This window comes from Acidovorax sp. 22279 (genome assembly GCF_052045435.1).
Taxonomy (GTDB): domain Bacteria; phylum Pseudomonadota; class Gammaproteobacteria; order Burkholderiales; family Burkholderiaceae_C; genus Acidovorax; species Acidovorax delafieldii.
This window is the reverse complement of record NZ_JBQEOV010000008.1, coordinates 63,766-84,704: the sequence shown is the minus strand read 5'-3', so window position 1 is coordinate 84,704 and position 20,939 is coordinate 63,766. Positions and strand designations below refer to the sequence as shown.

The window sequence follows — 20,939 nt, the reverse complement described above, 5'->3', positions numbered from 1 at the left end:
AACGCGGTGCGTGGGATGTCAGCCTGGTGCAAGGCAGGCGCAGCGTGTGTTGGGTGGTGCGATGCAGTGTGGTCGGGCGAGGGGGTTGCACGCCGGGTTTGGGGCCAGGGTTTTGATGAAAATCGGCCTGTGCGCTAGGTCGGTATGTCTTTGTAGCTATTGTTTTGATAGTCTTTTTGGCCGCGCCGGTCTCTCTGTCGCGGCGGTCGCCAAGCCCGTGGCCAGTTGGCCCACGGTGCGCAGTGCTGGTTCCAGCCGCCCCTGCGCTGGATGCCCGTAGTTGATGCGTACGCAGTGCGCAAACCGCTGGTCGGCCGAGAAGATCTGCCCGGGCGCGAGGCTGATGCCCTGCTGCAGTGCCAGTCGGTGCAGTTCCAGCGCGTTCACTTCAGTCGGCAGCTCCACCCACAAGAAGTACCCACCCTCAGGCCGCGATACGCGGGTGCCGGGTGGGAAGTGCTGCGCTACGGCCGCCAGGGCCAGCGCCTGCTGCTCCGCCAGGCTGCGGCGCAGCTGGCGCAGGTGCCGGTCGTAGCCGCCCTGGGCCAGGTATTCCGACAGCGCCTGCTGTGACGGCGTGGCAGCCGATAGCGTGGTCATGAGCTTGAGCCGCTGCACCGCCTTGGCCTGGCGGCCCGCCGCCACCCAGCCCACCCGGTAGCCGGGCGCCAGGCTTTTGCTGAATGAGCTGCAGTGCATCACCAGCCCCTCGGTATCAAACGCCTTGGCTGGGGGCGGGCGCTGGGGGCCAAAGTGCAGCTCGCCATACACGTCGTCCTCGATCAGCGGGATACCGTGGCGCGCCAGCAGGGCGACCAGCTCGCGCTTCTTGTCCTCGGGCATCAGGCTGCCCAGCGGGTTCTGAAAACTGGGCATGAGCCAGCAGGCCTTGATGGGCTGGTGGGGTGTTTGCCGCTCCAGTGCTTGCGCCAACGCCGCCAGGTCGATGCCATCGCGCGGGTGGGTGGCGATTTCCAGCGCCTGCAGGTTCAGCCGCTCCAGGGCCTGTAACGCGGCGTAGAAGGTGGGCGATTCGACCACCACCACATCGCCGGGCTGGGTGACGGCCTCCAGGCAGAGGTTGAGCGCCTCCATGGCGCCGTTGGTGATGATGATTTCTTCCATATCCACCGCCATGCCGTGCACGCCGTAGCGCAGTGCAATCTGCTGGCGCAGGCGTTCGTCGCCGGGAGGCAGGCTTTGCACGATGGTCCAAGGGTCGAGCTTGCGCATGCCGCTGCCCAGGCAGCGCGCCAGGCGCTCCAGTGGAAACAGCTCCAGCCCTGGAAAGGCCGAGCCCAGCGGTACCAGGTCGCGGTCGCGCGCCAGGCCCAGCACCTCGAACACCAGGTCGCTGATGGCCACGCCGGTGGAGATGGCGGCGGGCTGCGAGGGCTGGGGCTCCGCGGGTCGAACCTCGGCCGTACCTGGTAGCCGGGCGCTGACGTAGTACCCCGAGCGCGGGCGCGCATGGATCAGGCCCTGGGCCTCCAGCAGGTAATACGCCTCGAACACGGTGGACGGGCTGATGCCCCGTGTGCGGCTGGCCTCGCGCACCGAGGGCACGCGGTCGCCCGGGCGCAGGGCGCCGCTGTGGATGAGCTGGGCAATGGCGTCGGCGTGGCGTTCGTAGCGCTTCATGGGCAGGGCGGGGTTGATGCAGGGCAAACTGATCTGTATTTTTAACTCGAAACTGAATCTGTACTGTTTTTGGGGGCGGGCGTAGAGTGGCGGACTGTGTGGGCGCACGCCTTGCGTGTTTGGCCGCTGTGGGCCACCCAACCGTTTCTTTCCCGGACAAAAAGATCCCCATGACCGATTGCCTGCGCAGCTTGCTGCGCCCCGTTCTCAGCCTGCCTGCGGCCACTGCCCTGTTGGCGCTGGCCTTGAGCGCTGGCGCTGTGGCCCAGATGGTGCCTGCCAGCGCCACCCCTGCAACCCCGGTGGCCACTGCATCCACTGCGGCCACGGTGCCCGCGTCTTCCATGTCTTCACGCGTACTGGCCTGCACCGCCTGCCACGGCAAGGAAGGCCGTGCCACGCCCGACGGCTACTTTCCGCGCATTGCTGGCAAGCCGGCGGGCTATCTGACCAACCAGCTGCTCAACTTTCGAGACGGGCGGCGCAGCTACCCGCAGATGGGCTACCTCATCGAGCACCTGACGGACGATTACCTGCGCGAGATGGCCGAGCACTTTGCCGCGCTCGACTTGCCGTACCCACCGCCACCTGCACCACAAGCGCCCGCCGCCGCGCTGGAGCAGGGCCGCCAGCTGGTGCAGCAGGGCGACGCGGCGCGCCGCATTCCCGCCTGTGTGGCCTGCCACGGGGCGGCCATGACGGGCGTGGCACCGTCCATCCCCGGCCTGCTGGGCCTGCCGCGTGACTACCTCAACAGCCAGCTGGGCGCCTGGAAGACCGGCCAGCGCCGCGCGCACGTGCCCGACTGCATGGCCGATATTGCCCGCCAGCTCACGCCCGATGACGTGAGCGCGGTCTCGGCCTGGCTGGCCGCCCAGCCCGTGGCGGCGGGTGGCAAGCCGGCCCGCACGCTGCCCGCCGCCATGCCGGCGCGCTGCGGCGGTGTGGCTGAGGTTCCCGTTGCTGCTGCAGCGGCACGCTGAGAAGGGATGCACCGATGAAACGCATCCTCTGGACCCTCTCTTCCGTGCTGGCGGCGCTCGGCATTGCCGCCGCCGTGCTGATCACCCTGAACCTGCGTGGCGAAGAGCCGCTGCCCGCCGCCGAGACGCTGCAATCCACGCCCGTGCTGGTGCAGCGCGGCGAATACCTGGCCCGCGTCGGCAACTGCATGGCCTGCCACACTACCCAGGGCGGCGCGCCGTTTGCGGGTGGTCGAGGCATCGAGACGCCCTTTGGCGTGGTGCACAGCTCCAACCTCACGCCCGACAGGGTGCAAGGCATTGGCAGCTGGACCTCGGCCGAGTTCTGGCGTGCCATGCACCATGGCCGCAGCAAGGACGGGCGGCTGCTGTACCCGGCCTTCCCATACCCCAACTACACGCAGGTGACGCGCGAGGATTCGGACGCCATCTTTGCCTATCTGCAAAGCGTGCCCGCTGCGCCCGACGCCAACCGCGCCCATGCGCTGCGTTTTCCGTACAACACGCAGGCGGCATTGGCCGTGTGGCGTGCGCTGTTCTTCGCACCCGGAGCGCCCAGCGCCGAACCCACGCAGACGGCGGAATACAACCGGGGCGCCTATCTGGTCAACGGCCTGGGCCACTGCACCGCCTGCCACACGCCGCGCAATGCGCTGGGCGCCACGTCGGACGCCAAGGCCTTCACCGGCGGGTTGATCCCGGTGCAGAACTGGTATGCCCCCGCACTCAATGCGGCGCACGAGGCGGGCGTGAAGGAGTGGCGCACCGACGACGTGGTGGCACTGCTCAAGACCGGCGTGGCCCCGCAGGGCTCGGTGCTGGGCCCCATGGCCGAGGTGGTGTTTCGCAGCACGCAGTACCTGAGCGACGCCGATGCGCGCGCCATGGCCGTGTACCTGCAGGGCCTGCCGCAGCAGGATCGCAAGGCGCATGCCACCGTGGCCACCCCCCCGGCCAGCGCGATGGCGCGGGGCGGCAAGGTGTACGAGCAGCAGTGCGCGCAGTGCCACGGCGACCGGGGGCAGGGCGAGCCCGGCGCGTTTCCTGCACTGGCGGGCAATCGCGCCATCACGCTGGCCGACCCCACCAACCTGGTGCGCGTGGTGCTGCAGGGCGGCTACCTGCCCGCCACCGCAGGCAACCCGCGTCCGCACGGCATGCCGCCGTTTCAGCAGACCTTGTCGGACGAGGAGGTGGCGGCGGTGACCACGTTTGTGCGCAACAGCTGGGGCAACCAGGCGCCAGGTGTGGGTACCATCGAGGTCTATCGCGCGCGTGAGCGGCGCGGCATGTAGCGCCAGGCCCGGGGCCTGCGCCCGCCGCCCCGCAGCGCGGCCCTCCAGGAGCCCTTTTGATGTCCAGTCCCGCCGCACTGCCCGAACCCGCCCCCACGAGCCCAGGTGCCGCCACGCCTGGCGGCTGGTGGGCCGTGTGCCTGTGTGCAGCGTGGTGCGGCACCTGCGGCATTTATCGCCCCTTGTTCGACGAATTGGCCCGTGCACACCCGGACGTGCGGTTTGAATGGGTGGACATCGAAGACGAATCCGATCTGGTCGGGGACCTGGATGTGGAAACCTTTCCCACCCTGCTGATTGCCGACGGCGAGCGGGCCCTGTTCCTGGGCCCGTTGTTGCCGCAGGCGCCAGTGCTCACGCGGTTGTTGACCAGCCTGCAGGCGGCGGCGCCCGGCAGTGCCGGGGCGGGGGGCGAGGCCCAGAGCGTTTTCGAGCGGGTGCGCGCAGCACGCCGCGCCTAGCGGGCGGTCTTGCGGGCTGGCAGCGGTGGCTACCGTACCACCGCCCATATCTGGACTGCTCTTTTTTTTGATAGCTGATAGCGCATGATCTTCTAGCGCTACAGCCACTTTTTGCTCGAAATCTGTGTCCACACCCCCTCCACCGTGGTTCCCGCTCAACTCGCTGCAGGCCCAGTGCGACAAGGGCACCTGGGAGCGGGGCATGGAGCTGTACCGCCAGGCAGACGTGGTGCGCGTGGGGCTCCGGCAACAGGCCGAGGGCCGCTGGGCCTTGGCGGGTGAAGTGCAGGGCAGCTCGCCCGACCCGTACGAAGTGTCCGTGCAACTGGTGCTTGCACCCAATGGCCAGGTCAAGCAATGGTCGGGCGACTGCAGCTGCCCCGTGGGGGCAGATTGCAAGCACGCCGTGGCCCTGACCCTGGAGGCCGCGCACCGCGACCCGGCGCAGGGCCCGTCGTCCACGCGGGCCGCCGATGCGCTCAAGACCATGCAGGAGCGCAAAGAGGCCCTGGCGCGCGCCGAGGCCGAGGCGCGTCTGGTGCACTGGCTGCAGGAGTGGGACCGCGCTCTGGGCGGTGCGGTGCCGCAGGAGCCAGTCGCACGGCCGGGGCGGCCCGAGTGTTATCTCTATCTTGTCTCTACCGTAGGGCGGGCGCGCACCAGCGTGCCGCAGTTGCAGCTGGAAGCCGTGGTGTCGTACCCCAAGCTCACGGGGGGGTGGGCCAAGCCGCAACAGATCCGCACCCAGCCCGCGCCCGGCCAGGCGGTGTACGACCGCGCCAGCGACGCCGACCGGCAGGTGCTGCAGCTGCTGCGTGCCATGCCCCGCAGCGTGGGGTACTACTCGGCCTACAGCGTCGCGCCCATTGGGGTGCTGGAGGGTGCGGTGGGCTTGCTGGCGCTGGAGCAGGCTGCGGCCACAGGCCGCCTGTTTGTGGATGCGGGTGGGTCCACCGTGGGTGAGCCTTTGCGATGGGGCGACCCGCTGCCCATCGCGTGGGCATGGCAGGCGTCCACGCCCGTGCAAGGCGGCGAGGCCGTCTGGGGCCTGCGGGCCAGTCTGCCCGGCGACACCGCCGTCCTGTGCGACAACCATCCGCCCTTGTACCTGGACGCCGTCCAGGGCGTCTGCGGCCCGGTGCACGCCGAGGGCCTGAGCCCGGCCCAGGTGGCCATGCTGCTCAAGGCCCCCGCGCTCAGTGCTGCGGCGCTGCAAAAACACCATGCCGAGGTGGTGCGCCGCATTGGCGGGGTGTTGCCGTTGCCGCCGGCGCTGGGTCCGCTCACACAGGTGCGGGGGGTGAAGCCCGTGGCGCGCCTGCATCTGGCTCCGTCATCTCCGAACCAGGTGGCCGAAATGGGGCTTATCACCGCGCACTTGCGTTTTGACTATCAGGGCCATGTGGGCTGGTGGGCAGGGCAGGAGCTGGCGGTGCTGGTGCCCGGTGCCGACGGCGGTCAGGTGCTGCTGCAGCGCGATGCGGTGGCTGAACGCCATGCCGTCGAGCGTCTGCAAGGTCTGGGTCTCCTGGCCACCGACGACGGCCTGTTCGGCATCCCTGGCGAGCGTGCGCAGGATGACTGGATGCATTGGGCGGACAACGGCTTTGCAGGGCTGCGCGACGCGGGTTTTGATGTCACGCTGGACGCGGCGCTGCATGGCTGGGTGCAACACGCCGACCGACTGGATGTGGTGCTGCAGCCTGAGGGGGATGACGCGACCACATCGCCCTGGTTTGCGCTGTCGCTGGGCATGGAGATCAATGGCGTGCGCCACAACATCCTGCCCTGGCTGCCCGATCTGATTGCCGCTGCGGCGGCCCAGCCGCTGGACCCGGCGACGGGTTTGCCCCAGCTGCCGGGACATGTCTACATGCCCTCGTTGACCGGTGCCGGGTTTGTGCGCCTGCCGACAGATACCCTGCGGCCCTGGATGGCAGCGCTGCTCGATCTCGCGGGCGACCGCGCGCGTGGCTTCAACGCCGACCGCCTGAAGCTCTCGCGCCTGGACGCACTGCGCACCAGTGCTGCGCTGGGCGAGGGCGGGGTGTGGCAGGGCGCCGGTGCCTTGCGCGACATGCTGGCCCAGCTGCGGGGCGCCAGCGCTTTGCCCGAGGTGCCGCTGCCCGCCAGCGTGCGTGCCACGCTGCGCCCGTACCAGCAGCAAGGCCTGAACTGGCTGCAGTTTTTGCGGGCCCACGGCCTGGCCGGTGTGCTGGCCGACGACATGGGCCTGGGCAAGACCCTGCAGACCCTGGCGCACATCCAGGTCGAAAAGGACGCTGGGCGGCTGACGTGCCCTGCGCTGGTCATTGCGCCCGTGAGCCTGATGGGCAACTGGCAGCGCGAGGCTGCTCGCTTTTGCCCGGGCCTGCGGTGCCTGGTGCTGCATGGCGCGGATCGCCATGAAGTGGCCGATGAAGTCACCGAGCACGACCTGGTCATCGCGCCGTATTCGCTGCTGCAACGCGACCGAGACCGCTGGCTGGGGCACCAGTGGCACCTGGTGGTGCTGGACGAGGCCCAGAACATCAAGAACGCCAGTAGCCAGGCCGCACAGGTGGTCAGCGAACTGCAGGCGCGCCACCGTCTGTGCTTGTCGGGTACGCCCATGGAAAACCACCTGGGCGAGGTCTGGAGCCTGTTCCACTTCTTGATGCCGGGCTTTTTGGGCAGCCAAACGCGCTTCAAGGAGGTGTTTCGTACGCCCATCGAAAAGCAGGGCGACGGCGCGCGCATGGCCCAGTTGCGCGCCCGCATCACCCCCTTCATGCTGCGGCGGACCAAGGCGCTGGTGGCAGGGGAGCTGCCGCCCAAGGTCGAATCGGTCATGCCCGTGGAGCTGACCGGCGCGCAGGCGGACCTGTACGAAACCATCCGCCTGGGCATGGAGAAGACCGTGCGCGAAGCACTGCAGTCCAAGGGGCTGGCGCCATCGCAGATCACCATCCTTGATGCGCTGCTCAAGCTGCGGCAGGTGTGCTGCCACCCGCAGCTGGTGCCGCTGGACGCAGCCAAGGCCGTGGAGACATCGGCCAAGCTGGACCATTTGATGACGCTGCTGCCCGAAATGTTGGCCGAGGGGCGGCGCATTTTGCTGTTCTCGCAGTTCACCAGCATGCTCAGGCTGATCGAGACCGAGCTGAAAAAGCGCGAACTGCCCTGGGTCAAGCTCACGGGGCAGAGCCAAAAGCGCGACGCGATCATCGAGCAGTTCACCAGCGGGCAGGTGCCTTTGTTTCTCATCAGCCTCAAGGCGGGCGGGGTGGGGCTGAACCTGCCGCAGGCCGACACGGTGATCCATTTCGACCCCTGGTGGAACCCGGCGGTGGAAACCCAGGCCACCGACCGCGCCCACCGCATGGGTCAGACGCAAAGCGTGTGGGTGATCAAGCTGGTGGCGCAGGGGACGATCGAGGAGCGCATCCTGGCCCTGCAGGAGCGCAAGGCGCAGCTGGCGGGCAGCCTGTACAGCGGAGCTGCTGCCCGCAAGGAGCCGCTATTCACCGAAAGCGATCTGGCAGAACTGCTGCAGCCGCTATCACTGTCATAGCTGCTGGTGCAGCTTGGACAAGCGTGTGGTGCCATTGAGGCAGGGCACCGCCCGGAAGGCCGCATGGACACGGCTTGGGCGTCCTGCCTGAGCGTGTTGACAACAGTTTTCCCTGCCTGCGCCTTTGCAAATCAACACTTTGCGCGCTACAATACCAATCTCACGACCAAACGGGCGGGTACCAACCGCCCGTTTTTTTTGGTCGAACGCTTTTGGAGCTCGAAGCTGTCGGGGAAGAGTCTCCGGGGGTTATCGGGTTTTTTGTTTTGGATTTGCGCAAATGAGGGGGCACAAACAGTGCTCCCGGTGGGCGGGCTGGTGGCCTGGTCCTGATTGGCGCAAGTTGTGTGGTTTATCCGGGATTGAACTGAACACGTGGCATTGCAGCAAGTCGTTGAACAAATTGTGACGGGACTGGGATATGACCTGGTGGAGATCGAGCGCTCTGCCGGCGGCCTGTTGCGTGTCACCATCGACTTGCCTTGGGTGCAGCCGGCCGCTGATGCGCCCCAGCCCGTGATCGAGCAGTTCGTGACGGTCGAGGATTGCGAGAAGGTCACCCGTCAGCTGCAGTTTGCGCTGGAGGTCGATGGCGTCGAGTACAAGCGCCTCGAAGTGTCATCCCCTGGTATCGACCGGCCCTTGCGCCACGAGCAAGACTTCGTGCGCTTTGAAGGCTCTGTCATCGACATCACCCTGAAGGCGCCCATCGGCGCCGCAGCAGCGGGAGGCCAGGTCAACGCCACCCGCAAGAAATTTCGCGGCACGCTGGAGCGGGCCGAGGCCGGAGGCTGGCAGATCGTCTGGAGCGACGAGCCGCCGGTCAAGCCAGGACAAAGAGTCAGCAAGAAACGCGTGCCTGCCCCGTTGCAGGCGATGGGCTTCACCTTGGACGAATGCCGGGATGTGCGCCTTGCGCCCATCGTGGACTTCAAGGGGCGCGCAGGCAAGGCCGGGGCTGCACCTGCCTGATTTGCTGCTGAAAATTGTGGGGTGGGTGGCTGCAGTGCGTTGCCTTGCCCTCGGGTGATTGAAAACAGGAGAGTCGTCGCATGAATCGCGAATTGTTGATGTTGGTTGAGGCCATTTCGCGCGAAAAGAACGTGGAGCGTGATGTGGTCTTGGGCGCCGTGGAGTCGGCCCTGGCCCAGGCTACCAAGAAGCTGTACCAGGGCGAGGTGGACATTCGCGTGTCCGTGGATCGCGACAGCGGCAACTACGAGACTTTCCGTCGCTGGCTGGTGGTGCCCGACGATGCGGGCCTGCAAAACCCCGAAGCCGAAGAGCTGCTGATGGATGCGAAGGATCGCATCCCAGACATCGAAGTCGGCGAGTACATCGAAGAGGGTGTCGAGTCGGTGCCCATCGGTCGCATCGGCGCCATGGCTGCCAAGCAGGTCATCTTGCAGAAGATCCGCGACGCTGAACGCGAAATGTTGCTCAACGACTTCATGTCGCGCGGCGAGAAGATCTTCACCGGCACCGTCAAGCGTATGGACAAGGGCGACATCATTGTCGAGTCCGGCCGCGTGGAAGGCCGTCTGCGCCGCAGCGAAATGATCCCCAAGGAAAACCTGCGCAGCGGCGACCGCGTGCGGGCCATGATCATGGAAGTGGACCTGACGCTGCGCGGCGCTCCCATCATCCTGTCGCGTTCGGCGCCTGAGTTCATGATCGAACTCTTCCGCCAGGAAGTGCCCGAGATCGAGCAAGGCCTGCTGGAGATCAAATCCTGCGCCCGTGACCCCGGCTCGCGTGCCAAGATCGCCGTGCTGTCCCATGACAAGCGCGTGGACCCCATCGGCACCTGCGTCGGCGTGCGTGGCACCCGTGTGAACGCGGTGACCAACGAGCTTGCTGGCGAGCGCGTGGACATCGTGCTGTGGTCCGAAGACCCCGCACAGTTCGTGATTGGCGCGCTGGCTCCGGCCAACGTGTCCTCCATCGTGGTCGATGAAGAAAAGCACGCCATGGATGTGGTCGTGGACGAGGAAAACCTCGCCATCGCCATCGGCCGTGGTGGTCAGAACGTGCGCCTGGCGTCCGACCTGACCGGCTGGAAGATCAACATCATGGACGCCGCCGAAAGCGCGCAAAAGCAGGCCAACGAGACCGATACGGCCCGCAAGCTGTTCATGGAAAAGCTCGATGTGGACGAGGAAATCGCCGACATCCTGATCTCCGAAGGCTTCAACAGCCTCGAAGAAGTGGCCTACGTTCCCCTGCAGGAAATGCTGGAGATCGAAAGCTTCGATGAAGACACCGTCAACGAGCTGCGGGCCCGTGCCAAGGACGCGCTGCTCACCATGGAAATTGCCCGTGAGGAAAGCGTGGAAGAGGTCTCCCAGGACCTGCGCGACCTCGAAGGTCTCACCCCTGAGCTGATTGCCAAATTGGCCGAAGGCGGTGTGCACACACGTGACGACCTGGCCGATCTGGCCATTGATGAACTGACCGACCTGACCGGACAGTCTGAAGAGGAAGCCAAAGCCTTGATCATGAAGGCGCGCGAACACTGGTTCGCGGGGCAAGAGTAAAGGTCAGGGAGGCACGAACCACATATGTCCAGTAACACTGTCGCCGAGTTCGCTACCGAACTCAAAAAATCGCCTGAAACTCTGCTCGACCAGCTCAAGGCTGCGGGCGTGGGCAAGGCTGCTCCCTCTGACGCGTTGACCGAGTCGGACAAGCAAAAGCTGCTTGCTTACCTGCAGGCCAGCCACGGTACGGCCTCGGCCGATCGCAAGAAGATCACGCTGGTCAAGAAGTCCACCAGCGAAATCAAGCAGGCGGACGCTACGGGCAAGGCCCGTACCATCCAGGTGGAAGTGCGCAAGAAGCGCACGTTCATTCAGCGCGACGAAGGTGCAGAGGCTGCTGCAGAGTCGCACGCACCCGCGGCGGTGGAAGAACCCGCGGTGTCGAGTGAAGACCTTGAGCTGTCCCGCCGCGAGGAAGAAGCCCGCCGCCAGGCCGAGCTGATCCGCCGCCAGGAGGCGGAATTGGCCGAAAAACGTGCCGAGCGCGAAGCCCGCGAAAAGCGCGAGCGCGAAGCCGAAGAGCGTGCTGCCGCCTACGCGGCTCAGGAAGCCGAGAAGAAGGCCCAGGCTTCTGCCGTCAAGCAGGAAGCCACCCGCGAGCAGGCTGCCGAAGCCGCTGCACGCACAGCAGCACAGAACGAAGCCCGCGAAAAGGCTGCTGCCGAATCCAAGGCCCGCTCTGACGAAGAAGCCGCCCGTGCGGCCGACCTGGATGCACGTCGCCGCAAGGCCGAGGCCGAAGCTGCCGCCATTCGCTCCATGATGGCTACGCCCAAGAAGGCGGTCATGGTCGCCAAGAAGCCCGAGGAACCCAAGCCAGTGGCCAAGCCTGCTGCCGTGGGCGATGCCAAGAAGGGCACGCTGCACAAGCCGGCAGTCGGTACTGGCGTGGCGCGGGCCGGTGCTCCCGCTACTGCTGGAGCGGGCGCGGGTGCGCCTGGCGCTGGCAAGGAAGTGAAGTCGGCCAAGCTGTCCTCCAGCTGGGCCAATGACACGGCCAAGAAAAAAGAAATCAAGACCCGCGGCGACAGCAGCGGCGGTGTCGGTCGCAACAACTGGCGTGGTGGCCCGCGTGGCCGCCGTGGCGACAACCGCGACCACCGTGATGATCACCAGCAGGCCGCGCCGGTCGAAGCACGCATCATCGAAGTGCATGTGCCCGAGACCATTACCGTGGCTGAACTGGCGCACAAGATGTCCATCAAGGCCAACGAGGTCATCAAGGCGCTGATGAAGATGGGCCAGATGGTCACCATCAACCAGCCGCTGGACCAGGACACGGCCATGATCGTGGTGGAAGAGCTGGGCCACAAGGCCGTCGTGGCTGCGCTGGACGACCCGGAAGCCTTCACCGACGAAGATGCAGGCCAGCAAAACGCAGAACTGTTGCCGCGCGCTCCGGTCGTGACCGTGATGGGTCACGTGGACCATGGCAAGACCTCGCTGCTGGATTACATCCGCCGCGCCAAGGTGGCTGCGGGTGAAGCCGGTGGCATTACCCAGCACATTGGTGCCTACCACGTGGAAACGCCACGCGGCATGGTGTCGTTCCTCGACACCCCGGGTCACGAGGCTTTCACGGCCATGCGTGCCCGTGGTGCACAGGCCACCGACATCGTGATTCTGGTAGTGGCCGCCGATGACGGCGTCATGCCCCAGACCAAGGAAGCCATCAAGCACGCCAAGGCGGCGGGTGTTCCGATCGTGGTGGCCATCACCAAGGCTGACAAGCCTGATGCCAACCCCGACCGCGTCAAGCAGGAGCTGGTGGTCGAAGAGGTGGTGCCTGAAGAATACGGTGGCGATTCGCCCTTTGTGCCCGTGTCCTCCAAGACCGGCATGGGCATCGACACCCTGCTGGAGCAAGTGCTGCTGCAGGCCGAAGTGCTGGAACTCAAGGCGCCGGTGGATTCGCTGGCCAAGGGTCTCGTGATCGAAGCCCAGCTGGACAAGGGCCGCGGCCCTGTGGCCACGGTGCTGGTGCAGTCCGGTACGCTGAAGGTGGGTGATGTGGTGCTGGCTGGCCAGACCTATGGCCGCGTGCGCGCCATGCTGGACGAAAACGGCAAGGTCGCCAAGACGGCTGGTCCATCGATTCCTGTCGAAATCCAGGGTCTGACGGAAGTGCCGCAGGCAGGTGACGAATTCATGGTGTTGACGGACGAGCGCCGTGCCCGTGAGATCGCGACGTACCGTGCAGGCAAGTTCCGCAACACCAAGCTGGCCAAGCAGCAAGCCGCCAAGCTGGAAAACATGTTCGCCGACATGACGGCGGGTGAGGTCAAGACCCTGCCCATCATCGTCAAGGCCGACGTGCAAGGCTCGCAGGAAGCGCTGGCCCAGTCGCTGCTCAAGCTCTCGACCGACGAGGTCAAGGTGCAACTGGTGTACGCCGCTGTGGGCGCCATCAGCGAGTCCGACATCAACCTGGCGATCGCCTCCAAGGCCATCGTGATCGGCTTCAACGTGCGTGCCGATGCCGGTGCGCGCAAGCTGGCCGAAGGCAATGGCGTGGACCTGCATTACTACAGCATCATTTACGACGCTGTGGACGAGTTGCGTGTGGCGATGTCCGGCATGCTGGCTCCCGAGCAGCGCGAAGAAGTCATTGGTACGGCCGAGATCCGCACCGTGTTCGTGGCCTCCAAGATCGGTACTGTGGCGGGTTCGTACATCACGTCCGGCATGGTCCATCGCAACGCCAAGTTCCGTCTGCTGCGCGACAACGTGGTGGTCTACACCGGCGAAGTCGACTCGATCAAGCGCCTCAAGGACGATGTCAAGGATGTCAAGGAAGGCTTTGAGTGCGGTATCAAGCTCAAGAACTACAACGACATCAAGGAAGGCGATCAACTCGAGTTCTTTGACATCAAGGAAATCGCCCGGACGCTGTAAAGCCTCGGTGACGACGATATGGCTGCGAAGAAATCTTCCACCCCCAACCGCGCCTTCAAGGTGGCCGACCAGATCCAGCGTGATCTGACGGAGCTGATCGCGCGCGAGTTGAAAGACCCGCGCGTGGGCATGGTGACGCTGCAGGGCGTGGAGGTGACTCCCGACTACGCCCATGCCAAGGTGTTCTTCAGTCTGTTGACGGGCGACCCTGTGGAAACGCAGGCGGCGCTCAACCAGGCGGCTGGATTCCTGCGCAATGGCTTGTTCAAGCGCCTGCACATCCACACCGTGCCTACGCTGCACTTCGTGTTCGACCGCACCTCCGAGCGTGCGGCCGACATGAACGCCTTGATCGCCAAGGCGGTGTCTTCGCGCGCCAAAGAGGATTAGTCCATGCACGCGCCACGCACCAGGGTGCAGCGGCGCCCTGTGCATGGGGTGTTGCTGCTCGACAAACCGCTCGGCCTTTCGAGCAATGACGCCTTGCAAAAGGCGAAATGGCTGCTGCGCGCCGAGAAAGCGGGCCATACGGGCACGCTGGATCCGCTCGCCACGGGCGTGTTGCCTCTGTGTTTCGGCGCCGCCACCAAGTTCAGCCAGCTGCAGCTGGATGCCGCCAAGACCTACGAGGCGATTGCGCTGCTCGGCGCCACCACGACCACCGGCGATGCCGAAGGGGACCTGGTGCAACGCTGCGACGTAGATGCTGCCCAACTCACGCCAGAGCGCCTGGCGGCTGTGCAGCAACAGTTCACGGGTCCCATCCGCCAGGTGCCGCCGATGCACAGCGCGCTCAAGAAGGACGGCAAGGCGCTGTACGAATATGCACGCGCCGGTGTCACGGTGGAGCGCGAAGCACGGGACGTGATCATTCATGCCCTCAAGCTAACGCTGGTGCAGACGGATCAAGCGCAGGCAGCTATTAAAATGATAGTGACCTGCAGCAAGGGCACCTACATCCGTACGTTGGGTGAAGACATTGGTGCGGCATTGGGCTGCGGAGCTCACCTGACCTTCTTGCGCCGCATCGACACTGGGGGCATTGGTGTGGAGCGCTGTGTCACGCTGGCCCAGCTGGAGGCCATGCCCGAGGCAGAACGCCTGGCCAGTCTGGAAGCGCCCGAGTCACTGCTGGCACAACACATGCGTGTCACGCTGGACGGTGAGAATGCAGCCCGATTCCTGTCGGGCGTGCGTCGCCGTGGCAACTGGCCCGATGCCAGTGCCGTGGCGGTGTTTGGCGAGAATCCCCCGGCGCTGCTGGGGGTGGGCCACATCGTGGGCGGGGAGCTGGTGCCGGACAGGCTCCTGAGTCCGCTGGAAATTCAACAAATTTTGGAAAGCACGCCGCATTCCGCGTCCATGGCGCACAGCGGCATATTGGAAAAACTATGACTAAACAAATCCGCAATATCGCCATCATTGCCCACGTTGACCATGGCAAAACCACCATGGTGGACCAGCTGCTGCGCCAGTCCGGCACCTTCGCCGACCACGAAAAGGTCGTCGATACCGTCATGGACAACAACGCGATCGAAAAGGAACGCGGCATCACCATCCTGGCCAAGAACTGCGCCGTGAGCTGGAAGGGCACGCACATCAACATCGTGGACACCCCCGGCCACGCGGACTTCGGTGGCGAAGTGGAACGTGCGCTGTCCATGGTGGACAGCGTGGTGCTGCTGATCGATGCGCAAGAAGGCCCCATGCCCCAGACGCGTTTCGTGACCAAGAAGGCCCTGGCGCTGGGCCTGCGCCCCATCCTGGTGGTGAACAAGGTGGACAAGCCCGGTGCCAACCCCGACAAGGTGGTGAACGCCGCGTTCGACCTGTTCGACAAGCTCGGTGCTACCGATGAACAGCTCGACTTCCCCGTGGTGTACGCCTCGGGCATCAACGGCTGGTCGTCGCTGGAAGAAGGCGCGCCCGGTGAGCAGTGGGGCCCCGACATGTCGGCCCTGTTCGACACCATCCTCTCGCACGTTCCGCCCAACACGGGCGATGCCAATGCGCCGCTGCAGCTGCAGATCTCTGCGCTGGACTTCTCCAGCTTCGTGGGCCGCATTGGCGTGGGCCGCATCAGCCAGGGTACCCTGAAGCCCATGCAGGACGTGATCGTCATGGAAGGCCCTGATGGCAAGGCCGTGAAGGGCCGTGTGAACCAGGTGCTGACATTCCAGGGCCTTGATCGCATGCAGACCCCCTTGGCGGGCCCTGGCGACATCGTGCTGATCAACGGCATTGAAGACATCGGTATCGGCGTGACCGTGACCGACCCCGCCAACCCCGCGCCGCTGCCCATGCTGAAGGTGGATGAGCCCACGCTGACCATGAACTTCTGCGTGAACACCAGCCCGCTGGCTGGCCGCGAAGGCAAGTTCGTGACCAGCCGCCAGATCTGGGACCGCCTGCAAAAGGAACTGCAGCACAACGTGGCCCTGCGCGTGAACGAAACCGACGAAGAAGGCATCTTCGAAGTGATGGGCCGTGGTGAACTGCACCTGACCATCCTCTTGGAAAACATGCGCCGCGAAGGTTACGAGCTGGCCGTGTCCAAGCCCCGCGTGGTGTTCAAGGACATCGACGGTGTCAAGCACGAGCCTATCGAGCTGGTGACGGCCGACATCGAAGAAGGCCACCAGGGCGGTGTGATGCAGGCCCTGGGCGAGCGCAAGGGCGAGCTGGTGAACATGGAGTCCGACGGCCGTGGCCGCGTTCGCCTGGAGTACCGCATCCCGGCCCGTGGCCTGATCGGTTTCACCAACGAATTCCTGAACCTGACGCGCGGCTCCGGCCTTATCAGCAACATCTTCGACAGCTACGAGCCGCACAAGGGCGACATCGGCGGCCGCAAGAACGGCGTGCTGATCTCCATGGACGACGGTGAAATCTTCACCTACGCGTTGGGCAAGCTGGACGACCGTGGTCGCATGTTCGTGAAGGCCAACGACCCTGTGTATGAAGGCATGATCGTCGGCATCCACAGCCGTGATAACGACCTGGTGGTGAACGCCACACGTACCAAGCAGCTGACCAACTTCCGCGTGTCCGGCAAGGAAGACGCGATCAAGATCACGCCTCCGATCGACCTCACGCTCGAATACGGCGTGGAGTTCATCGAGGACGACGAACTGGTCGAAATCACGCCCAAGTCCGTGCGCCTGCGCAAGCGCTATCTGACCGAAAACGAGCGCAAGCGCGCCTCCCGTTCTTGATAAGCTCAGCGTTTCCGAAAGGGCCACTGCCACGCAGTGGCCTTTTTTCCGTCTGAACCCTGAACAAACCATGTTGAAACTCACCCATACCCGGGCGGTGCTGCTGATGGTGGCGGTGACCCTGATGTGGTCCATTGCCGGCGTGGTCACGCGCCACCTGGAGCATGCGGCAAGTTTTGAAGTGACCTTCTGGCGCAGCTTTTTCACGTTGCTGTCGCTGCTGGTCATCTTGCCCGCGCTGCAGGGCAGGGCGGTGTTTGCCTCCATGCGCCACAGTGGCCGTGCGTTGTGGATCTCTGGCGTGTGCTGGAGCGTGATGTTCACGGCGTTCATGGTGGCGCTGGTTCTCATGCCGGTGGCCAATGTGCTGGTTACGATGGCCGTGGGGCCGCTGCTCACAGCGCTGTTTGCAAGGGTGTTCATCGGCCATCACATCGCCCCGCGCACCTGGGCTGCGATTGCCGTGGCGGGGCTGGGTATTGCGTGGATGTATGGTTCGCAGATGGCGGGCCTCCCTCTGGCGGGAACGCTGGTGGCGCTGTGCGTGCCTGTGGCCGCTGCCATCAATTGGACGGTGGTACAACATTCGCAGCGCCATGGCCATGCGGTGGACCTGGTGCCTGCGGTGTTGGTCGGCGCAGTGATTTCGGTGGTGGCCACGTTGCCACTGGCGCTGCCTTTTCAGGCGTCGGCCCACGACCTGGGCCTGTTGGCCTTGCTGGGCGTGGTGCAATTGGCCATCCCTTGTGTGCTGGCCGTGCGCTGCGGGCGCGTGCTCAAGGCGCCCGAGATGGCGCTGCTCGGGCTGCTTGAAGTGATCTTTGGCATCTTGCTGGCATGGCTGGGCGCGGGCGAAAAGCCTGGCACGGCGGTGCTGACGGGGGGCGCACTGGTGATCGGTGCGCTGGTTTTCAATGAACTGTTGGGTTGGAAGGAACAAAAATGACGGAGACGGTCGTGTCTGAAGTATTGAGCGAAGTGCGTGGCCAGGTGGGCTTCATTACCCTGAACCGCCCGCGTGCGCTCAATGCCTTGTCGCTGGGTATGGTGCGTGACCTGATGGGCATCCTGCTGGCATGGCAGAACGATGCGCGGGTGCTGGCCGTGGCCATCCGTGGCAGCAACAAGGAAGGCCCGTTTGGTGCTTTCTGCGCAGGCGGCGATATCCGCTTTCTGCACCAGGCAGGTAGCCAGGGCAACCCGCTGATCGAGGACTTCTTCACCGAGGAATACGCGCTCAACCACCTGATCCACAACTACGCCAAGCCCTATATCGCCTTCATGGATGGCATCGTGATGGGGGGCGGCATGGGCATCAGCCAGGGCGCCGCCCTGCGCGTAGTGACCGAGCGCACCAAGATGGCCATGCCCGAGACGGCGATTGGCCTGTTCCCGGACGTGGGCGGGGGTTACTTCCTGAGCCGCTGCCCGGGCCGCGTGGGCGAGTGGCTGGCACTGACCGGCGACACCATCGGCGCGGGAGATGCCATTGCCTACCAGCTGGCCGATGGCTGCCTGCCGTCAGACCGGCAGGCCGCGGTGTGGGATGCGCTGGCTACCCAAAGCTTTGCAGATGGCGCGGCCATCAAGGCCTATGTTGCTTCTCAATTTGTAGCATCTCAGGCAAGCGGTACTAGCGCTCTGGCCGATATTGACCAATATTTTGCGCTGCCGACCGTCGGCGAGATCGTGCGGGCACTCGAGGCCGCCGACAGCGACTGGGCACGCACCACGGCCGCCACGCTGCGCAAGCGTTCGCCACTGATGCTGCATGTGGTGCTGGAGCAGATTCGCCGCGCCCGTGCGATGGGCCTGGCCGACGACCTGCGCATGGAGCGCGATATGGTGCGTCACTGCTTTTTCCTGCGCCCAGGACAGAGTGAGACCGTGGAAGGCATCCGCGCCCTGGCCGTGGACAAGGACCATGCGCCTCAGTGGAATCCAGGCCGCATTGAAGATGTGACGCCGGAGATGGTGGCACCGTTCTTTGCCAGCCCCTGGCCGGTGCAGTCGCACCCGCTGGCTGCATTAGCGTGATTGGATGGCATCGGCTTGAATTGAGCCGATGCGGTGTTCAGGATGGCTGAATGCTGTCTGGCAGCTAGAACAGTTTTCTACCGCAGGGATCTAATCAAAGCTCGGAGTACTTGCGATAGTCCCACGCGGCTTCAGAGTAGTCCATGCTGTTGGCCAGGCTGTAGGGGGCAATGAGGTCCTTTGCCTGCCGTTGAGAGTGCCATTTGAGTTCGCGCAACCAGCAGTCTTTGCATTGATCCCACATGCATGGAGTGCCAAATCCTGCCCGCAATGAATGCATGCGTGGGCCATTCCAAAGATCCCATAGAGAGTTTTTATGGGTCAGGTGGCCTACTTGTTCTCCATAGTGCTTTCCACAGGTGATCACTTCCCCGTCTGCCATGATGATCGCAGTGCGATGCATCCAGTTGCACTCTGGTTCTCGCAAAGCAATCGAGGTCTCCCTGTCCCATGTATGGGACGGCAAGGCGTGGGCTAAATCGTGTTGAGCAGGGGGCGTAGATGCCTGGCTTTGCGCTGAGCCTGCCGGGCTTTCATCCCGATGGGCCGTGGCTTCTGCTGCCTTGGGTGCTTGCTGTGTCGTTGTGTTTGGCTCCATGCCTTTGGCGTCGCTGGCGGTATGTTTCAGGTCATTCGGTGATACCAGTCGGATGGGGATTACAGCTATTGATTTGGACTCGGGTGCCATCATTAGCGGTGGGCTCTCGTGCCGTATGCCAAGGCGATCCATTTCCGCATAGGCTTCACTCAGGGCTGCATTAGCTTCTTCTGGGTAGTCCAGCAGGCTTTCGGATCGTTCCTTGTCTTGGAATACCACCAGATGTCTGAGCGAGATGAGGTCGGGTTCGAATTCGGCAATTCGTCTGACGAAATCAGGCACTTCTGCCACATTGTTGCGTTTGAGCGTCCAAGAGATTGTGAGTTGCGGGCGCCGTGACAAAGGGGCCGTGTTCCTCAGCTCATGGTAGTAACGCAGATTGTCCAGCACGGTCTCAAATTTGGCTCCAGCGCGGTTCGTTTCAAACGTTGCGGCAGTGTTGCCGTCGAAAGAGAAAATCAACTCGTGTACCCATGGCATCAAGCTCGCGTTAAAGCGTTGTCGCACGCGCGTACCGTTGGTCACGCAACTCATGCGCACGTCGTGTTCGCGTAGTTGTTGAGTGACAGCATTCCATAGTTCATCGCTTGCCAGAGTGGGCTCGCCTCGGCCCACCAAGCTCACCACCGAAACGTGTGGAAAAGTCTCCTGAGCCAGTTGCATGAAGTTCTCAACGGGCATTTCTGGGCTGCAGTTGTGATGTTTGTGCAGATGTGGCATTCCATGGGAACTGCAGTGTGGGCAGCGCAGATTGCACACAGGTGTCAACTCAATGGAGACTGACTCTGGGTAGTGTGGCAAATTGACCCGGCGGCTCGACTCGCTGATCCTGACTTGCTCGCGCACCCATTGCCGGTGGGCTACGCGCTTGGCATGCTGAGTGAGCGTGGTGTCATGTGTTTCACTGACTAGCCGCATTTCCATCAATTGCCATGTGCCTTGCGAATAGGGCAACCCATCCATTCGAATCCGCAGGCAGCCACTGGCTCTCGCTGCCTGTAGAACTGCATCGGGCAACGCGATTTGCAAACGCTGTGGACTGAATCGTTCGCGCACCTCGAAACACACAACCGCATCTTCACTGAATTGCGCCCACGGGTGTGTGGTGTAGTAGAGCTTGCTATACAGGTAACGCCCCAACTCGGCACGTGTTCCGTCCAGCTGTAACGTGACTTCCAGCAATGCATCGTCAGCACCCACGGACATCTTCGGGAGAATGAGACTTTCTCCACCCTGCGCTTGGGCCGGCAAGCTCTTCACCGCCATCAGCTCATAGGAGGTCGCAGTGATAAATTTTGCGAGATCAGGCGCGAAAGACTTTACCGAACGGGCTGCTGTATGGGGAATTGACTTTAGTCGCTGGGCCAAGAGTTTTGGCATGGGTCATTGCCTTTATGGGTTGGTGCTTCAGCCTGAACAGGCTTGATTTCATCTGTATCGAGGCATCTGAACGCGTGAGTCACTGCAAGCGAATTTAAGTGCTTTATACAATGTGTTTGCAATCTTGGTTCAGGTGTCTTGCTGAATCGCTTTGTGCTGCTGCAAGTTCAGCGCATGACAAGGCGGCTTGCGCAATGTCGCATACAAAAGCAGGATCTAAGTGATTGAAGACGCAAATGCCCGATGGGTTGCATCGGGCGTTTACGTTTTGCGCTCTCGGATTCAAGGAGTCAGTTCATTGGCCCAACCCAGAGGCGGCAGTGAAGCCGAGATTATTTTTC

General features: G+C 63.9%; 14 protein-coding genes. 12 read left to right on the top strand and 2 right to left on the bottom strand.

What is annotated here, in order from left to right; all coding sequences use genetic code 11:
- Positions 1-156 precede the first annotated feature (156 nt).
- Entirely contained in the window at positions 157-1,641 is a 1,485-nt protein-coding gene (locus tag ACTJKQ_RS12135) for a PLP-dependent aminotransferase family protein (protein ID WP_440596942.1), read from the bottom strand.
- Between the two features lie 170 nt (positions 1,642-1,811).
- Here ACTJKQ_RS12135 and ACTJKQ_RS12130 point away from each other — a divergent pair, with 170 nt between their 5' ends.
- The 12 genes from ACTJKQ_RS12130 (at position 1,812) to ACTJKQ_RS12075 (ending at position 18,620) form a co-directional block, all read left to right on the top strand.
- The gene (locus ACTJKQ_RS12130; protein ID WP_440596941.1) at positions 1,812-2,624 is read left to right on the top strand and encodes a c-type cytochrome; all 813 of its coding nucleotides are present in this window, start codon (positions 1,812-1,814) and stop codon (positions 2,622-2,624) included.
- Between the two features lie 14 nt (positions 2,625-2,638).
- Positions 2,639-3,919, top strand: a complete 1,281-nt coding sequence (locus ACTJKQ_RS12125) for a c-type cytochrome (RefSeq protein ID WP_440596940.1) — start codon at positions 2,639-2,641, stop codon at positions 3,917-3,919.
- 59 nt (positions 3,920-3,978) lie between these two features.
- Positions 3,979-4,380, top strand: a complete 402-nt coding sequence (locus ACTJKQ_RS12120; protein ID WP_440596939.1) for a thioredoxin family protein — start codon at positions 3,979-3,981, stop codon at positions 4,378-4,380.
- Between the two features lie 124 nt (positions 4,381-4,504).
- Entirely contained in the window at positions 4,505-7,933 is a 3,429-nt protein-coding gene (locus tag ACTJKQ_RS12115; protein WP_440596938.1) for a DEAD/DEAH box helicase, read from the top strand.
- 375 nt (positions 7,934-8,308) lie between these two features.
- Complete coding sequence (rimP, locus tag ACTJKQ_RS12110; RefSeq protein ID WP_056063893.1) at positions 8,309-8,905, top strand: ribosome maturation factor RimP; 597 nt, start codon at positions 8,309-8,311, stop codon at positions 8,903-8,905.
- A gap of 80 nt (positions 8,906-8,985) precedes the next feature.
- The gene (nusA, locus tag ACTJKQ_RS12105; RefSeq protein WP_056063891.1) at positions 8,986-10,470 is read left to right on the top strand and encodes a transcription termination factor NusA; all 1,485 of its coding nucleotides are present in this window, start codon (positions 8,986-8,988) and stop codon (positions 10,468-10,470) included.
- Positions 10,471-10,494: 24 nt separating this feature from the next.
- Positions 10,495-13,368 (top strand): translation initiation factor IF-2, encoded by a 2,874-nt coding sequence (gene infB, locus ACTJKQ_RS12100; RefSeq protein ID WP_436077074.1) that lies wholly within the window; start codon positions 10,495-10,497, stop codon positions 13,366-13,368.
- Positions 13,369-13,386: 18 nt separating this feature from the next.
- On the top strand, positions 13,387-13,758 hold the full coding sequence (gene rbfA / locus ACTJKQ_RS12095) for a 30S ribosome-binding factor RbfA (protein ID WP_008904004.1): 372 nt from the start codon (positions 13,387-13,389) through the stop codon (positions 13,756-13,758).
- A gap of 3 nt (positions 13,759-13,761) precedes the next feature.
- Entirely contained in the window at positions 13,762-14,763 is a 1,002-nt protein-coding gene (gene truB / locus ACTJKQ_RS12090; protein ID WP_056746492.1) for a tRNA pseudouridine(55) synthase TruB, read from the top strand.
- Positions 14,760-16,583: a translational GTPase TypA gene (gene typA, locus ACTJKQ_RS12085; protein ID WP_056063883.1), complete on the top strand. Its 1,824-nt coding sequence runs from the start codon at positions 14,760-14,762 to the stop codon at positions 16,581-16,583. The genes truB and typA overlap by 4 nt, the downstream gene beginning before the upstream one ends.
- Before the next feature lie 70 nt (positions 16,584-16,653).
- Positions 16,654-17,529 carry a DMT family transporter gene (locus ACTJKQ_RS12080; protein WP_056063881.1) on the top strand — a complete coding sequence of 292 codons (876 nt, stop codon included), beginning with the start codon at positions 16,654-16,656 and terminating at the stop codon, positions 17,527-17,529.
- Entirely contained in the window at positions 17,526-18,620 is a 1,095-nt protein-coding gene (locus tag ACTJKQ_RS12075) for an enoyl-CoA hydratase/isomerase family protein (protein WP_436077076.1), read from the top strand. Before ACTJKQ_RS12080 ends, ACTJKQ_RS12075 begins: the two co-directional genes overlap by 4 nt.
- 94 nt (positions 18,621-18,714) lie before the next feature.
- Here the strand turns inward: ACTJKQ_RS12075 and ACTJKQ_RS12070 are convergent, their stop codons facing one another.
- On the bottom strand, positions 18,715-20,598 hold the full coding sequence (locus tag ACTJKQ_RS12070) for a radical SAM protein (RefSeq protein ID WP_440596937.1): 1,884 nt from the start codon (positions 20,596-20,598) through the stop codon (positions 18,715-18,717).
- Positions 20,599-20,939 lie beyond the last annotated feature (341 nt).

Coding starts and splice junctions, on each gene's coding strand:
- ACTJKQ_RS12125 (WP_440596940.1), top strand. CDS start 2,639: ATGAAACGCATCCTCTGGACCCTCTCTTCCGTGCTGGCGGCGCTCGGC.
- ACTJKQ_RS12075 (WP_436077076.1), top strand. CDS start 17,526: ATGACGGAGACGGTCGTGTCTGAAGTATTGAGCGAAGTGCGTGGCCAG.
- ACTJKQ_RS12130 (WP_440596941.1), top strand. CDS start 1,812: ATGACCGATTGCCTGCGCAGCTTGCTGCGCCCCGTTCTCAGCCTGCCT.
- infB (WP_436077074.1), top strand. CDS start 10,495: ATGTCCAGTAACACTGTCGCCGAGTTCGCTACCGAACTCAAAAAATCG.
- typA (WP_056063883.1), top strand. CDS start 14,760: ATGACTAAACAAATCCGCAATATCGCCATCATTGCCCACGTTGACCAT.
- nusA (WP_056063891.1), top strand. CDS start 8,986: ATGAATCGCGAATTGTTGATGTTGGTTGAGGCCATTTCGCGCGAAAAG.
- ACTJKQ_RS12135 (WP_440596942.1), bottom strand. CDS start 1,641: ATGAAGCGCTACGAACGCCACGCCGACGCCATTGCCCAGCTCATCCAC.
- ACTJKQ_RS12120 (WP_440596939.1), top strand. CDS start 3,979: ATGTCCAGTCCCGCCGCACTGCCCGAACCCGCCCCCACGAGCCCAGGT.
- ACTJKQ_RS12070 (WP_440596937.1), bottom strand. CDS start 20,598: ATGCCAAAACTCTTGGCCCAGCGACTAAAGTCAATTCCCCATACAGCA.
- rbfA (WP_008904004.1), top strand. CDS start 13,387: ATGGCTGCGAAGAAATCTTCCACCCCCAACCGCGCCTTCAAGGTGGCC.
- truB (WP_056746492.1), top strand. CDS start 13,762: ATGCACGCGCCACGCACCAGGGTGCAGCGGCGCCCTGTGCATGGGGTG.
- ACTJKQ_RS12080 (WP_056063881.1), top strand. CDS start 16,654: ATGTTGAAACTCACCCATACCCGGGCGGTGCTGCTGATGGTGGCGGTG.